The 15,076-nt window shown below is 64.9% G+C and carries 11 protein-coding genes, 2 rRNA genes, 1 riboswitch and 1 other annotated feature; of the genes, 1 reads left to right on the forward strand and 12 read right to left on the reverse strand.

Going from position 1 to position 15,076, the window contains the following annotated elements:
• Nucleotide 1: 1 nt before the first annotated feature.
• A riboswitch (glycine riboswitch) is annotated at nucleotides 2-99 on the reverse strand.
• A gap of 123 nt (nucleotides 100-222) precedes the next feature.
• Complete coding sequence (locus tag OG883_RS17415) at nucleotides 223-609, forward strand: PRC-barrel domain-containing protein (RefSeq protein ID WP_266541801.1); 387 nt, start codon at nucleotides 223-225, stop codon at nucleotides 607-609.
• Here the strand turns inward: OG883_RS17415 and OG883_RS17420 are convergent.
• The 12 genes from OG883_RS17420 to OG883_RS17475 all read right to left on the reverse strand — a co-directional run bounded on the left by OG883_RS17420 (nucleotide 516) and on the right by OG883_RS17475 (nucleotide 14,020).
• Complete coding sequence (locus OG883_RS17420) at nucleotides 516-2,018, reverse strand: DNA polymerase IV (protein ID WP_266541804.1); 1,503 nt, start codon at nucleotides 2,016-2,018, stop codon at nucleotides 516-518. The genes OG883_RS17415 and OG883_RS17420 overlap by 94 nt on opposite strands.
• Before the next feature lie 50 nt (nucleotides 2,019-2,068).
• Nucleotides 2,069-2,665, reverse strand: coding sequence for a MerR family transcriptional regulator (locus OG883_RS17425; protein WP_266541806.1), 597 nt, complete (start codon nucleotides 2,663-2,665; stop codon nucleotides 2,069-2,071).
• Between the two features lie 168 nt (nucleotides 2,666-2,833).
• Nucleotides 2,834-3,307, reverse strand: a complete 474-nt coding sequence (locus tag OG883_RS17430) for a bifunctional nuclease family protein (protein ID WP_006123076.1) — start codon at nucleotides 3,305-3,307, stop codon at nucleotides 2,834-2,836.
• Between the two features lie 53 nt (nucleotides 3,308-3,360).
• The gene (locus OG883_RS17435; protein WP_266541809.1) at nucleotides 3,361-4,104 is read right to left on the reverse strand and encodes a MerR family transcriptional regulator; all 744 of its coding nucleotides are present in this window, start codon (nucleotides 4,102-4,104) and stop codon (nucleotides 3,361-3,363) included.
• Between the two features lie 41 nt (nucleotides 4,105-4,145).
• Nucleotides 4,146-5,030 (reverse strand): FHA domain-containing protein, encoded by an 885-nt coding sequence (locus OG883_RS17440; protein ID WP_266549127.1) that lies wholly within the window; start codon nucleotides 5,028-5,030, stop codon nucleotides 4,146-4,148.
• Between the two features lie 148 nt (nucleotides 5,031-5,178).
• On the reverse strand, nucleotides 5,179-5,982 hold the full coding sequence (locus OG883_RS17445) for a DUF881 domain-containing protein (RefSeq protein ID WP_266541812.1): 804 nt from the start codon (nucleotides 5,980-5,982) through the stop codon (nucleotides 5,179-5,181).
• Nucleotides 5,983-5,987: 5 nt separating this feature from the next.
• Nucleotides 5,988-6,320: a small basic family protein gene (locus OG883_RS17450; RefSeq protein WP_003970459.1), complete on the reverse strand. Its 333-nt coding sequence runs from the start codon at nucleotides 6,318-6,320 to the stop codon at nucleotides 5,988-5,990.
• Complete coding sequence (locus OG883_RS17455; protein ID WP_266541814.1) at nucleotides 6,317-7,246, reverse strand: DUF881 domain-containing protein; 930 nt, start codon at nucleotides 7,244-7,246, stop codon at nucleotides 6,317-6,319. Before OG883_RS17455 ends, OG883_RS17450 begins: the two co-directional genes overlap by 4 nt.
• Before the next feature lie 97 nt (nucleotides 7,247-7,343).
• A complete protein-coding gene (locus OG883_RS17460; RefSeq protein ID WP_266541816.1) occupies nucleotides 7,344-9,839 on the reverse strand; it encodes a mannose-1-phosphate guanyltransferase in 2,496 nt (831 codons plus the stop codon).
• Nucleotides 9,840-9,951: 112 nt separating this feature from the next.
• A complete protein-coding gene (locus OG883_RS17465; RefSeq protein ID WP_266541818.1) occupies nucleotides 9,952-10,560 on the reverse strand; it encodes a CDP-alcohol phosphatidyltransferase family protein in 609 nt (202 codons plus the stop codon).
• Nucleotides 10,561-10,701: 141 nt separating this feature from the next.
• Nucleotides 10,702-10,818, reverse strand: a 5S ribosomal RNA gene (gene rrf, locus OG883_RS17470).
• A 79-nt stretch (nucleotides 10,819-10,897) separates the two neighbouring features.
• A 23S ribosomal RNA gene (locus OG883_RS17475) occupies nucleotides 10,898-14,020 on the reverse strand.
• A gap of 316 nt (nucleotides 14,021-14,336) precedes the next feature.
• Nucleotides 14,337-14,992, reverse strand: a sequence feature (16S ribosomal RNA rRNA prediction is too short).
• Between the last annotated feature and the right edge of the window lie 84 nt (nucleotides 14,993-15,076).

Genomic DNA, 15,076 nt, shown 5'->3' on the forward strand with positions numbered 1-15,076 from the left:
CCTCGTCCGTGCGGTACAGGGGCCTGAGAGATTCCGGGGAGGATTTGCTCCTTCGGCGCCGCCGGCAGTTTCACCGGAGGACTCTCCCGCACAGGGTCAGCAGCCGTCTGCCAGCCTACCAGCGCGCCCCCTCGGCGATCCCTCGAGTGGCCGACGCCCAGGATGTGCACTTTTGTAGTATTCACAGAGCAGTTGCGAGCAATGCGACCTGTAGGAGGGACCGTGCAGACCGATATCGATCCGCGCAGCCTGATCGGCCGCAAGGCGTTCGACCGCAATGGCAGCAAGATCGGGACTGTGGACGAGGTGTATCTGGACGACGCCACCGGGGCGCCCGAGTGGGCTGCTGTGCGCACCGGCCTGTTCAGCCGTGACGCCTTCGTCCCGCTCGAGCCCAGCGAGCTCGTCGACAACACCCTCCACGTCCCGTACGAACGCGCGCTGATCAAGGATGCCCCGGACTTCGGCGTCGGCCGCCATCTCTCGCCCGAGCAGGAGCTCCAGCTCTACCACCACTACGGCCTCGAACTCTCCGAGCCCCCCGAGACGCCCACCCCCTCCTCCGGCTCCGACCGGGACTTCGGGCGGCTGGCCGGCCAGGACGACTGACCGGGGCCACCGGCCGCCGGGGGCAGCGCCACCAGCGGCAACGGCTCGGCCGCCTCCAGGTCGGGGTCGTCCACCCGGAAGGTGCGTACGCGCCCCGGCTCCGACCCCGGCTCCTCGAACCGCACGGTGACCCGCCCCACCCCACTGCCCTGCACCCACCCCGCCCCGTACTCCGCATGCCGTACGTCGTGTCCGGCCGGCCAGCGCCGCTCGGCGAGCGCCTCGGGCTCCGCAGTGACCGCTCCCCCCGCTTCCTGGCTCTCGGGCGCCTCCGGCTCGCCCTCCTCCCCCGCTCCGGCCCGCGCCTCCGCCTCCGCGGCCATGGCGTGCTCACCGGCGGCGGCCTGCGCGAAGAGATCCTCCTGGGTGTAGTCGGCCAGCCCGGTCACACCGACCCCCAGCAGCCGCACCCCGCCCGTGGTGTCCACGGCCTCCAGCAGCCGCCCGGCGGCCTCCCGCACCACCCCGGGGTCGTCCGTCGGCCCGCGCAGCGTCTCCGAGCGTGTCAGCGTCGAGAAGTCGTAGCGCCGCACCTTCAGCACAATGGTCCGGCCCGAGTGCCCGGAGGCCCGCAGCCGGGCTACACATCGCTCGGCGAGCCGCTCCACCTCGATCCGCACCCGCACCCGGTCGTGCAGATCCACGTCGAAGGTGTCCTCCACCGACACCGACTTCGCATCCCGCTCGGCCACCACCGGCCGGTCGTCGTGCCCGAGGGCCATCCGGAACAGTGAGGCCCCGTGGGCCCTGCCCAGCAACCGTACGAGCTCGTCCTCGCCCGCCTCCGCCAGGTCCGCGATCGTGGTCATGCCGGCCCGCCGCAGATGCTCCCCGGTCGCCGGCCCCACCCCGGGCAGCGTCCGCACCGGCATCGGCCCGAGCATTTCCCGCTCCGTGCCCGGTTCTATGAGCACCAGCCCGTCGGGCTTGGCCTGCTCGGAGGCGATCTTCGCGAGCATCTTGGAACCGGCGAGCCCGACGGACCCGGTGAGCCCGGTGACAGCACGGATGTCCGTACGCAGCCGCTCACCGGTCTCCCGGGCGGACCGGGCGTCATCGGCCGTGCCCCCTGCTTCCAGGTCCACGAAGGCCTCGTCCAGGCTCAGCGGCTCCACGAGCGGCGAGAGGCTGCCCAGGAGCTCCATCACCTGCTCGCTGACTGTGCGGTACAGGGAGAAGCGCGGCACGAGATAGGCGGCATTGGGTGCCAGCCGTCTGGCCTGCGCCATCGGCATCGCCGAGTGCACCCCGAAGCGTCTGGCCTCGTACGAGGCGGTGGCCACGACTCCGCGCGGCCCCAGCCCGCCGACCACCACCGGTTTTCCGCGCAGACTCGGCTTCGCCGCCTGTTCGGCGGCGGCGAAGAAGGCATCCATGTCCAGATGCAGAATCGTCGGCGCGGTTCTCACACGACCGATGCTGCCCTACGCCACTGACAACGGCGCCGAATGAATTCCGCTCAGACTGCCCGGTCGCGTCTGCGCCTGGCCAGCTCGTCGGCGGGGTTGTTCCCGACCAGGGTCTCGCCGGTGTCGATGCGCTCGCCGTGCAGCTGCGACAACGCTGCCTCCACATCCCGCCACACCACGCCCACGGCGATCCCGAAGATCCCCTGGCCGCCCTGGAGCAGGTCGACCACCTCGTCGGGCGAGGAGCACTCGTAGACCGTCGCGCCGTCACTCATGAGCGTCATCCGCTCGAGGTCGCTGAAGCCGCGGGCCCGCAGATGCTGCACCGCGGTGCGGATGTTCTGCAGCGCGACGCCCGTGTCCAGGAAACGCTTGACGATCTTGAGGACGACCACATCGCGGAAGCTGTAGAGCCGTTGGGTACCGGAGCCGTACGCAGGCCGCACGCTGGGCTCGACCAGACCCGTACGGGCCCAGTAGTCGAGCTGCCGATAGGTGATGCCCGCCGCCGCACACGCGGTCGGTCCCCGGTAGCCGATTGTCTCCGCACAGGGGTCGGCCGCACTCTCGTGAAGCGGATACGGCCCGCCCTCCCCCAGACTTCGTCCGGGGGTGCCCCCAACCGTACCGTCGCCGCTGCTTCTCACGCCGACCCTCCGTCCTAGACCTGCCCTCTCGACGGTAGGCAGTCACCAGGGGCGCGTCAACGATCGCCACACTCGGCACGCCGAGTGATAATCACCCTGAGAGTGGTTTCCCGTGCCCCTATTCGGGGAAAGGCTACTCGAATGCGCTAACGGCGCCCGGCTCGGCGGTCACTGGCTGTTGGTGCCGAAGTCCTCCGGCGAGATCTGGTCGAGGAACTCGCGGAACTTCTCCACCTCGTCCTCCTGTTCGTCCGGGATGGCAATCCCGGCGTCGTCGAGCACCCCGTCACTGCCGTAGATCGGCGTACCGGTGCGCAGCGCAAGCGCTATGGCATCGGACGGCCTGGCGCTCACCTCGACTCCGCTGGCAAAGACCAGCTCCGCGTAGAAAACCCCTTCGCGCAGGTCCGTGATGCGGACTTCGGTGAGCTCCTGGCCCACCGCCTCCAGCACGTCCTTGAAGAGGTCATGGGTCAGCGGCCTGGCAGGTGCCATGCCCTGCTGGGCAAAGGCAATGGCGGTCGCCTCCCCGGGACCGATCCAGATGGGGAGGTACCGGTCGCCTCCCACTTCACGCAGGAGCACGATCGGTTGGTTGGAGGGCATTTCCACCCGGACACCCACAACGTCGAGCTCGTTCACACAGCAACCCTAGGTCGTGCCCGGCCGGTTTGGGTAGTCGGGCTCCCCCAAGATCAGTGCAGCCGTACTCCGAGTGCCGTCTGCACCAGTGCCGCATGCAGCCGTACGGCGAGCGCCGCAAGCTCTTTCGTGGTCGCCTCGGCATGTGCCCTGGTCTGCGGATTACGGTGCCGCCGCAGCGGTGCCACCACCTGCTCGACCAGCCCGGCCTCACGCTCGGCCGCAGCCTTCATGACGCGCAGATGCCGCGGCTCGAGGCCGAATCTCCCCAGGTCCGCGACAAGTCTGGCTACGGTCACCGATTCGGAGTCGTAGCCACCGTCCTGATCGGACGCAAGAAGGCCGTACGCCTCCCACTCGGCCAGCTCCTCCTCGCTCGCCTCCGCGGCGGCCAGGAGCTCCGCCCGGCCCACCCGGGCAGCGGTCGGACGCTCGGACTCGGACTCCCAGGAGGCATCGAGCAGTTCCCGCTGCGGCGCCTGGGCAGGCAATTGCACCTGGTCGCCGCGGACCAGTGCGTCCAGGTGCTCCCGGATGACCTTCAGCGGAAGATAGTGGTCCCGCTGCATCCGCAGGATCTGAGCCAGCCGCTCCACGTCTTCCGGGCTGAACTTGCGATACCCCGAGGGCGTCCGGCGCGGCTCGACCAGCCCTTCCGCCTCCAGGAAGCGGATCTTGGAGATCGTGACTTCGGGAAACTCGTCGCGCAGCTGGCCGAGCACCGAACCGATGCTCATCAGCCGCTCGCCCGAGGTGGCGGTGCCGTGACCGGCACCGCCCGTCGGTGTTCGCAGCATGTACCTTCCTGGGGTCCCCCCGGACGGAGTCCGGGGAAGGGTCACACGCCCCGCTGGCTTGCGTAGAAGACCAGCCGGTACTTGCCGATCTGAACCTCGTCACCGTTGGACAGAACGACGGAGTCGATCCGCTCACGGTTGACATACGTGCCGTTGAGGCTGCCCACGTCGGAGACGGTGAAGCGGCCGTCCGGGCCCCTGCGGAACTCCACATGCCGCCGCGACACGGTCACGTCGTCGAGGAAGATGTCGCTCTGCGGGTGGCGGCCGGCCGTGGTCAGCTCGCCGTCCAACAGGAAGCGGCTGCCCGAATTCGGCCCGCGGCGCACCACCAGGAGTGCCGAACCGAGCGGCAGGGCGTCGACGGCCGCCTGGGCCTCCGGAGAGAGCGAAGGCAGGGCGGTCTGGCCCGTCACCTCCGAGTCGTAGGCCTCGATGCCGGAGATGGAGATGGTCGAGGTCGTCTCCGAGGCGCGCTCCGCGGGCGCCCCGCCCCGCAGCGGCGCGCCGCAGTTGGAGCAGAACCGACTGGCCTCGGCGTTGCGGTGCCCGCACCTCGTACAAACCGGCAAGGCCGACATGGACGGATCCTCCTGCCGCGGCTGCCCCGCGTGGGGATTGGTCGCATACGGATCGGAGGCAAACCCTCCACCCGTACTTGAGGTTGATGGTTCCCCGAAACCTATGCGGCCGGGACCGGCAGGGTCAACAGACGACGCGCCCTGGCCGCCCGAATTGTCACCGCCCGGACCAGCAACCTCATCCCGGAAGAGCGGCCGCTCAGCACCCTGCTCCTCACCCTGGCCATGGCGCGGCGCGCGATGCTTGGCGTTGCCGCCGTCCTCGCGTGCGCTCTTGCCGAACAACTTCCCAAACAACTTCACGGGCGATTCCCCTTGACCGAAATAGACCCGCCCGTGGGGCAGGACGAACCCTCAATGACCACACCTGCCGACCCGGACATTCTCACAACGTCCGTATCCACCAGACAGTTTCCACCACGCACCACGCTTGCGATGCGTCGACCCCCCGCAATCTCCTGCCCTGGTCCGGCAGACCCCATGTGCCCCCGCCTCACTGCGATGACGACCGAGCGTAGTCAGGCCGCTTCGCAGGTCGCAAGGCGTCGACGACGATCTTCTCCGACCGGGCTACCGTGGCGGTGGCCTGCTCCTTTTCCAGCGTCTGCACCACACCGCCCGGGATGTTCAGGGCGGGCTCCAGATCCTGCGGCTTGCCGATGACCTTGAAGCGGTACGGCGCGGTGATCCGCTTGCCGTCCACCTCTATGGCACCGCCACTGCCGGAGAAATGCGTGTCGGCCACGACCCTGATGTCGTTGACCTGAATCGCCTCCGCACCCGCCGCGCGCAGCTCCTGAATCGCGTCGAGCAGCATGTCCGACTCCACGGTGCCGGACGCGTCCTGAATGGTCAGCGTGATACCCGGCCCCTGCGCCGCGACCGTGCCGGCCAGGATGCCCAGCTGCTGCTCCTTCTGCAGAGTCTGCTTACGCGCCTCTTCCGCCTGGTCCGAACTGTTCTCCAGCTCGGTGCGCTGGTCCTCCAGACGCTGCTTCTCGTCCTCGAGCCGCTGGGTGCGGTTGTCGAGCTCGTCGAGGATGCGGACCAGGTCCTCCTGGCGGGCGCCGCGCAGCGCGCTGTTGTCGCTGTTGGAGCGGACCTGGATGGCGAGTCCAAGCCCCAGGACGAACAGCAGGACCGCGACGATGAGTTGGGCGCGCGTGACCCGCGGTGGCCACAGCCCGGCGACCAGCCGCTGCCGGCCGGTCTGCTTCTGGGGCTGCTCGGGCTGCTCGTCCGCCGGCGGCTGCACCGTCTGCGGCTCCTCGCCCTGCGGATTCTCTTCGCTGTTCATCGGCCTCACGCCCGGAACACATGCCGGCGGATCGCGGCAGCGTTGGAGAAGATCCGGATGCCGAGCACGACCACCACACCTGTCGACAGCTGGGCGCCGACGCCCAACTTGTCGCCCAGAAAGACGATCAGCGCGGCAACCACGACGTTCGACAGGAAGGAGACGACAAAGACCTTGTCGACAAAGATGCCGTCGAGCATGGCCCGCAGGCCACCGAAGACAGCGTCCAGAGCAGCGACCACGGCGATCGGCAGATAGGGCTCGACCACCGCCGGTACCTCGGGCCGGACCAACAGTCCGACCACGACTCCCACGACGAGGCCCAGTACGGCGATCACGATGTGCCCTTCCCTGTGTCAGCCGTTCCCTGCCCGGTGGCCTTCCCGGCGTCGGAGGTCTTCGGCTCTGCTGTACGTACGATCAAGCTCGGCGCCGCGGGCAGACGCACCTCGTCCTCGGTGGAAATGCTGGTGCGGATACCGAAGTTCTCCTGCAACGCGTGCAGATACTGCCCGTCGGCACTGTCCTGGAACGCGATGCTCAGCTTCTTCCCGTTCCCCACGGCCAGCACCGTGTACGGCGGCACCAGCGGCTTGTTGTCGACCAGTATGGCGTCCCCCGCAGCACGGATCGCCGACAGGGCGGTCAGACGCTGTCCATTGATCGCAACGGCCTCGGCGCCGGACTCCCACAGGCCGTTGACGACCCGCTGCATGTCGCGGTCCCGTACCCGGCCCGTATCGGAGAAGCCGCTGCTCTCCCGCGGCCCGCCGCCGCCCTGATCCGTGTTCTTCGCATCGTCGACGACAAGCTTCACACCCTGCCCCTGCACCTCGGTGGCGCCGGAGAGCAGCGCGACGAGTGCCCCCTGGTCCCCGCCCTGCGTCCGGAGCGCCTTGCGCTGCCGGTCCTCCACCTCGTTACGGAGCGTGTCGACGCTCTGCTCAAGGTCGTCGGCGGCCGAGGTCTCGGCCCCGATTCGGTCGATGAGCTCCTCGCGCTCCTTCGCCACGACCGGCGCCGATATACGCGCCTCCGCGGCGCCGACGGTGACGATGACGGCTGCCAGCAGAAGGCCGGCTGCGAGGCCCAGCTTGGCCCGCAGCGTACGGGGAAGTCCGCCGCCCTCGGCCTCTCTGCGGGCCGCCGCCTCCGCGTAACCGTCGTCGAGGCTGTGCTCCATCACATTCGTCAGCAGCGACATGGACGCATCAGGGCGCGGAGGTGGAGAGCCGGTGCTCCGAACGGGGGGCTGCTGCGACATGCCGCACATCGTCGCACGTCGCAGCTGCTACCGCCGAATGGCCCCACCGGCGTGCCGGAAGCCGCCCACGGGCAACTTCCGGCACTGCTGCCTCACCTCAGTGACCTGCGCTGTCCACCACTGCCGACCATTCGTCGAGGAGCGCCTGCGCCGATGCGTCATCGGGGCCTTCCGCCCACAGATGAGTGACTGCCTCGGCGGGGTCGGGAAGCACCATCACCCACCGTCCGTCGGCCTCGACCACCCGCACACCGTCAGTGGTGTCCACGTGCCGGTCCCCGGCCGCCTCGACGACCCGCCGCATCACCAGCCCCTTGACCGCCCACGGCGTTGCGAGGTCACGCTTGAGCACATGCGCCCGCGGGATCCGGGCGTCGATCTGGCTGAGCGTGAGCTGCGTACGGGCCACCAGGCCGAGGAGCCGTACGAAGGCCGCCGAGCCGTCGAAGACGCTGCTGAACTCGGGAATGATGAGGCCACCGCGCCCGTCGCCGCCGAAGATCGTGGTGTCCTCACGCCCGACCCGCGTCAGGTCGTCCGGCGATGTGGTCGTCCACTCCACCTGCGTACCGTGGTACGCCGCCACCTGCTCGGCAATCCTGGTGGTCGTCACCGGCAGAGCCACCCGCCCGCTGCGCCGTTCCGCCGCCACCAGGTCGAGCAGCACCAGCAACGCGCGGTCGTCCTCGATGATCCGTCCTCGCTCGTCGACCAGCGACAGCCGCTCACCCACCGGGTCGAAGCGAACGCCGAAGGCCGCCCGTGCGGAGGCCACGATCTCGCCGAGCCGCACCATCCCGGACCGGCGTGTGTCGGCCGATTCCGTGGGCCGGGACTCGTCGAGGCCGGGATTGATCGTCAGCGCGTCCACGCCGAGCCGTCCGAGCAGGCTGGGCAGGACAAGCCCCGCGCTGCCGTTGGAGGCGTCGATGACGACCTTCAGACCGGACTCGGTGATCCCCGAGGTGTCGACGTTGCGCAGCAGAGAGCCGGTGTACGAGTCGAAGACGCTGGACGGGAAATGCAGATCCCCGATCTCGCCCGGGAACGCCCGACGGTACTCCTGGCGCGCGTACACCCGGTCCAGCTTCCGCTGTCCGGCCTGTGACAGGTCGGCCCCACGCTCGTCGAAGAACATGATGTCCACGGAGTCCGACACACCCGGCGACGTACGGATCATGATGCCGCCCGCGCTGCCGCGCGCGGTCTGCTGCCGTGCGACGGGAAGCGGCACATTCTCCAGGTCGCGTACGTCGATCGCGCTGGTCTGCAGCGCCGAGATCACGGCCCGCTTCAGCGCCCGCGCACCGCGGGAGTGGTCACGCGCCGTGGTGACTGTCGCCCCCTTCTTGAGCGTGGTGGCGTACGCACCGGCGAGCCGCACCGCGAGCTCGGGCGTGATCTCCACATTGAGGATCCCGGAGACTCCCCGGGCCCCGAAGAGATGCGCCTGCCCCCGCGACTCCCAGATCACCGAGGTGTTGACGAAAGCGCCGGCCTCGATGGTCTTGAACGGATAGACCCGCACATTGCCCTGAACGATCGATTCTTCGCCTACGAGGCACTCGTCGCCGATCACGGCGCCGTCCTCGATACGCGCGGCCCGCATGATGTCGGTGTTCTTGCCGATCACGCAGCCCCGAAGGTTGCAGTGCTCCCCGATGTACACGTTGTCGTGGATCACGGCCCTATGGAGAAAGGCCCCGCTCTTGACGACCACGTTGGAGCCCACGACCGTGTGCTCGCGGATCTCCACATCGGCTTCGATCTTGGCGTAGTCGCCGATGTACAGGGGGCCCCGCAGAACGGCGTCCGGGTGTACCTCGGCGCCTTCCGCCACCCACACACCCGGCGAGATCTCGAAGCCGTCGAGCTCCACATCGACCTTGCCCTCGAGGACGTCGGCCTGTGCCTTGACGTAGCTCTCGTGGGTGCCGACATCCTCCCAGTAGCCCTCGGCGACATACCCGTAGATGGGCTTGCCTTCCTTCATGAGCTGCGGGAAGACATCGCCGGACCAGTCCACGGGCACATCGGCCTCGACATAGTCGAACACCTCGGGCTCCATGACGTAGATGCCCGTATTGACGGTGTCGGAGAAGACCTGTCCCCAGGTCGGCTTCTCCAGAAAGCGTTCGACCTTGCCTGCTTCGTCCACGATGGTGATGCCGAATTCCAGCGGATTCGGCACGCGGGTCAGGCACACCGTGACCAGTGCGCCCTTCTCCTTGTGGAAGGCGATCAGATCGGTGAGATCGAAGTCGGTGAGAGCGTCACCCGAGATGACAAGGAACGCATCGTCCTTCAGTGCTTCCTCGGCATTCTTGACACTGCCCGCAGTGCCGAGTGGCTTCTCCTCATTGGCATAGGTGAGCTCCATCCCGAGCTCTTCGCCGTCGCCGAAGTAGTTCTTGACGAGAGAGGCGAGAAACTGCACGGTTACGACGGTCTCATTGAGTCCATGCCGCTTGAGCAGTCGCAGCACATGCTCCATGATCGGCCGATTGGCCACAGGCAGGAGCGGCTTGGGCATGCTCGAGGTCATGGGGCGAAGTCGAGTTCCTTCGCCACCGGCCATCACGACGGCCTTCATGTCGGAAGCTTCCTCCTTGAAGAAACGACGGTCTGGCCGACTTCACCCGCCCAAAGAGGCACTCTGGCGTCATGTGCGGCCGGCAACACTGCACGGCACCGCACCGACGAGGTCAATCGGCCGCTGCGTCCGCCTTGACGAGTCGGCGGACCTGGACCACATAGAGGATCCCTGCCCACCAATACAGAGTTGTACCCCATCCGGCGAACGCCCATCCGAAAATAGCAGCCAGTGACGCAAGCCACCCGCTGTCGTCACTCAGGAGCAGCAGTGGGAAGGCGTACATCAGGTTGAAGGTGGCTGCCTTGCCGAGGAAGTTCACCTGGGGCGGCGGATAGCCGTGCCTGCGGAGGATCCCCACCATCACCAGCAGCATCAGTTCCCGCGCCAATAGGGCAGCAGTGAGCCAGATGGGGAGAATCTCCCGCCAGGTCAGTCCGACCAGGGTGGAGAGGATGTACAACCGGTCGGCGGCCGGGTCGAGGATGCGTCCGAGGTTGCTGATCTGGTTCCATCGCCGGGCGAGCTTGCCGTCGAGATAGTCGCTGACGCCGCTCAGCATCAGCACCAGCAATGCCCAGCCATCGCTCTTGGGCCCGCCGAACTCAGGGCGGAGAATCAGCCACAGGAAGAGCGGCACACCGAGGAGGCGTGCCATGCTGAGGATGTTGGGGATGGTGAGTACCCGGTCCGTCTGAACGCGGGTCTCCTGGACCTCCACCCGGGGGCCTCCTGTGAGGAACGTGCCAACGATTCCCCCTGACCCTACCCTCAGCCACGGCCGGCTCGTACACAGGGGTCAATCAGGCCTGAACGCAGAAAAGCCCCGCACCATAAGGTGCGGGGCTTTCCCACAATAATTGTTCGGCGGCGTCCTACTCTCCCACAGGGTCCCCCCTGCAGTACCATCGGCGCTGAAAGGCTTAGCTTCCGGGTTCGGAATGTAACCGGGCGTTTCCCTAACGCAATGACCACCGAAACTCTATGAAATTCTGACCGGAGCAACAGCTACAAATACGGTCGTTACTTCAGAACTGACACAGTGGACGCGAGCAACTGAGGACAAGCCCTCGGCCTATTAGTACCAGTCAGCTTCACCGGTTGCCCGGCTTCCACATCTGGCCTATCAACCCAGTCGTCTACTGGGAGCCTTACCCTCTCTAGGAGGTGGGAGTCCTCATCTCGAAGCAGGCTTCCCGCTTAGATGCTTTCAGCGGTTATCCTTTCCGAACGTAGCCAACCAGCCATGCCCTTGGCAGGACAACTGGCACACCAGAGGTTCGTCCGTCCCGGTCCTCTCGTACTAGGGACAGCCCTTCTCAAGACTCCTGCGCGCGCAGCGGATAGGGACCGAACTGTCTCACGACGTTCTAAACCCAGCTCGCGTACCGCTTTAATGGGCGAACAGCCCAACCCTTGGGACCGACTCCAGCCCCAGGATGCGACGAGCCGACATCGAGGTGCCAAACCATCCCGTCGATATGGACTCTTGGGGAAGATCAGCCTGTTATCCCCGGGGTACCTTTTATCCGTTGAGCGACGGCGCTTCCACAAGCCACCGCCGGATCACTAGTCCCGACTTTCGTCCCTGCTCGACCCGTCGGTCTCACAGTCAAGCTCCCTTGTGCACTTACACTCAACACCTGATTGCCAACCAGGCTGAGGGAACCTTTGGGCGCCTCCGTTACTCTTTAGGAGGCAACCGCCCCAGTTAAACTACCCATCAGACACTGTCCCTGATCCGGATCACGGACCCAGGTTAGACATCCAGCACGACCAGAGTGGTATTTCAACGATGACTCCCCTGAACTGGCGTCCAGAGTTCACAGTCTCCCACCTATCCTACACAAGCCGAACCGAACACCAATATCAAACTGTAGTAAAGGTCCCGGGGTCTTTCCGTCCTGCTGCGCGAAACGAGCATCTTTACTCGTAGTGCAATTTCACCGGGCCTATGGTTGAGACAGTCGAGAAGTCGTTACGCCATTCGTGCAGGTCGGAACTTACCCGACAAGGAATTTCGCTACCTTAGGATGGTTATAGTTACCACCGCCGTTTACTGGCGCTTAAGTTCTCAGCTTCGCCACACCGAAATGTGACTAACCGGTCCCCTTAACGTTCCAGCACCGGGCAGGCGTCAGTCCGTATACATCGCCTTACGGCTTCGCACGGACCTGTGTTTTTAGTAAACAGTCGCTTCTCGCTGGTCTCTGCGGCCACCCCCAGCTCAAGGAGCAAGTCCTCTCACCAGTGATGGCCCCCCTTCTCCCGAAGTTACGGGGGCATTTTGCCGAGTTCCTTAACCATAGTTCACCCGAACGCCTCGGTATTCTCTACCTGACCACCTGAGTCGGTTTAGGGTACGGGCCGCCATGAAACTCGCTAGAGGCTTTTCTCGACAGCATAGGATCATCCACTTCACCACAATCGGCTCGGCATCAGGTCTCAGCCTTAATGTGTGACGGATTTGCCTATCACACGGCCTACACCCTTACCCCGGGACAACCACCGCCCGGGCTGGACTACCTTCCTGCGTCACCCCATCGCTTACCTACTACCACCTTGGACCGGCGGCTCCACCACTCCCCTTTGCCCGAAGGCTCCAGGGCGGCTTCACGGCCTTAGCATTAATGGGCTCGATATTGGGCGTTTCAAAGCGGGTACCGGAATATCAACCGGTTGTCCATCGACTACGCCTGTCGGCCTCGCCTTAGGTCCCGACTTACCCTGGGCAGATCAGCTTGACCCAGGAACCCTTAGTCAATCGGCGCACACGTTTCTCACGTGTGTATCGCTACTCATGCCTGCATTCTCACTCGTGAACCGTCCACAACTCGCTTCCGCGGCTGCTTCACCCGGCACACGACGCTCCCCTACCCATCCGTACTCCCGTTGGGGATATATGTACGAATGACACGACTTCGGCGGTACGCTTGAGCCCCGCTACATTGTCGGCGCGGAATCACTTGACCAGTGAGCTATTACGCACTCTTTCAAGGGTGGCTGCTTCTAAGCCAACCTCCTGGTTGTCTCTGCGACTCCACATCCTTTCCCACTTAGCGTACGCTTAGGGGCCTTAGTCGATGCTCTGGGCTGTTTCCCTCTCGACCATGGAGCTTATCCCCCACAGTCTCACTGCCGCGCTCTCACTTACCGGCATTCGGAGTTTGGCTAAGGTCAGTAACCCGGTAGGGCCCATCGCCTATCCAGTGCTCTACCTCCGGCAAGAAACACACGACGCTGCACCTAAATGCATTTCGGGGAGAACCAGCTATCACGGAGTTTGATTGGCCTTTCACCCCTAACCACAGGTCATCCCCCAGGTTTTCAACCCTGGTGGGTTCGGTCCTCCACGAAGTCTTACCTCCGCTTCAACCTGCCCATGGCTAGATCACTCCGCTTCGGGTCTTGAGCGCGCTACTGAATCGCCCTGTTCGGACTCGCTTTCGCTACGGCTTCCCCACACGGGTTAACCTCGCAACACACCGCAAACTCGCAGGCTCATTCTTCAAAAGGCACGCAGTCACGACTGTATGCGCAAGCACATACAGCGACGCTCCCACGGCTTGTAGGCACACGGTTTCAGGTACTATTTCACTCCGCTCCCGCGGTACTTTTCACCATTCCCTCACGGTACTATCCGCTATCGGTCACCAGGGAATATTTAGGCTTAACGGGTGGTCCCGCCAGATTCACACGGGATTTCTCGGGCCCCGTGCTACTTGGGTGTCGCACAAGCAAGCCGTTGATGTTTCAGCTACGGGGGTCTTACCCTCTACGCCGGACCTTTCGCATGTCCTTCGCCTACATCAACGGTTTCTGACTCGCCCAACAGCCGGCAGACTGTTGAAGTGCGATCCCACAACCCCGTATGCGCAACCCCTGCCGGGTATCACACGCATACGGTTTGGCCTCATCCGGTTTCGCTCGCCACTACTCCCGGAATCACGGTTGTTTTCTCTTCCTGAGGGTACTGAGATGTTTCACTTCCCCTCGTTCCCTCCACACTGCCTATGTGTTCAGCAGTGGGTGACAGCCCATGACGACTGCCGGGTTTCCCCATTCGGAAACCCCCGGATCAAAGCCTGGTTGACGGCTCCCCGGGGACTATCGTGGCCTCCCACGTCCTTCATCGGTTCCTGGTGCCAAGGCATCCACCGTGCGCCCTTAAAAACTTGGCCACAGATGCTCGCGTCCACTGTGCAGTTCTCAAGCAACGACCAGCCACCCACCACCCCACCCTCACGGGCGAGTTCACTGGGGCCGGCATCGCGAAGGTTCCAGACCGTAGTCCGTACCCTCAGATACCCAACAGCGCGCCCGGCACGTTCGATCCAGATTCTGTGTTCCACGCCGAAGCAGTACTAACAGTCCCGAACCAATCGTGCCGAATAGTCAACGTTCCACCCATGAGCAACCAGCACCGGACATTCGCCGATGTACTGGCCCCTGGACCGGAAAACCGGCCTAGAAGTGCTCCTTAGAAAGGAGGTGATCCAGCCGCACCTTCCGGTACGGCTACCTTGTTACGACTTCGTCCCAATCGCCAGTCCCACCTTCGACAGCTCCCTCCCACAAGGGGTTGGGCCACCGGCTTCGGGTGTTACCGACTTTCGTGACGTGACGGGCGGTGTGTACAAGGCCCGGGAACGTATTCACCGCAGCAATGCTGATCTGCGATTACTAGCAACTCCGACTTCATGGGGTCGAGTTGCAGACCCCAATCCGAACTGAGACCGGCTTTTTGAGATTCGCTCCGCCTCGCGGCATCGCAGCTCATTGTACCGGCCATTGTAGCACGTGTGCAGCCCAAGACATAAGGGGCATGATGACTTGACGTCGTCCCCACCTTCCTCCGAGTTGACCCCGGCAGTCTCCTGTGAGTCCCCATCACCCCGAAGGGCATGCTGGCAACACAGAACAAGGGTTGCGCTCGTTGCGGGACTTAACCCAACATCTCACGACACGAGCTGACGACAGCCATGCACCACCTGTATACCGACCACAAGGGGGGCACCATCTCTGATGCTTTCCGGTATATGTCAAGCCTTGGTAAGGTTCTTCGCGTTGCGTCGAATTAAGCCACATGCTCCGCTGCTTGTGCGGGCCCCCGTCAATTCCTTTGAGTTTTAGCCTTGCGGCCGTACTCCCCAGGCGGGGAACTTAATGCGTTAGCTGCGGCACCGACGACGTGGAACAACAGCCGTCCGATTAAAGACTGCGGGGGCAACACCACA

The sequence above is a fragment of the Streptomyces sp. NBC_01142 genome, assembly GCF_026341125.1.
In the GTDB taxonomy this organism is placed as follows: domain Bacteria; phylum Actinomycetota; class Actinomycetes; order Streptomycetales; family Streptomycetaceae; genus Streptomyces.

Excerpts from the sequence above, each read along its gene's own strand:
- OG883_RS17435 (WP_266541809.1), bottom strand. The coding sequence starts at position 4,104 with ATGCTGCGAACACCGACGGGCGGTGCCGGTCACGGCACCGCCACCTCG.
- OG883_RS17445 (WP_266541812.1), bottom strand. The coding sequence starts at position 5,982 with ATGAACAGCGAAGAGAATCCGCAGGGCGAGGAGCCGCAGACGGTGCAG.
- OG883_RS17455 (WP_266541814.1), bottom strand. The coding sequence starts at position 7,246 with ATGTCGCAGCAGCCCCCCGTTCGGAGCACCGGCTCTCCACCTCCGCGC.
- OG883_RS17460 (WP_266541816.1), bottom strand. The coding sequence starts at position 9,839 with ATGAAGGCCGTCGTGATGGCCGGTGGCGAAGGAACTCGACTTCGCCCC.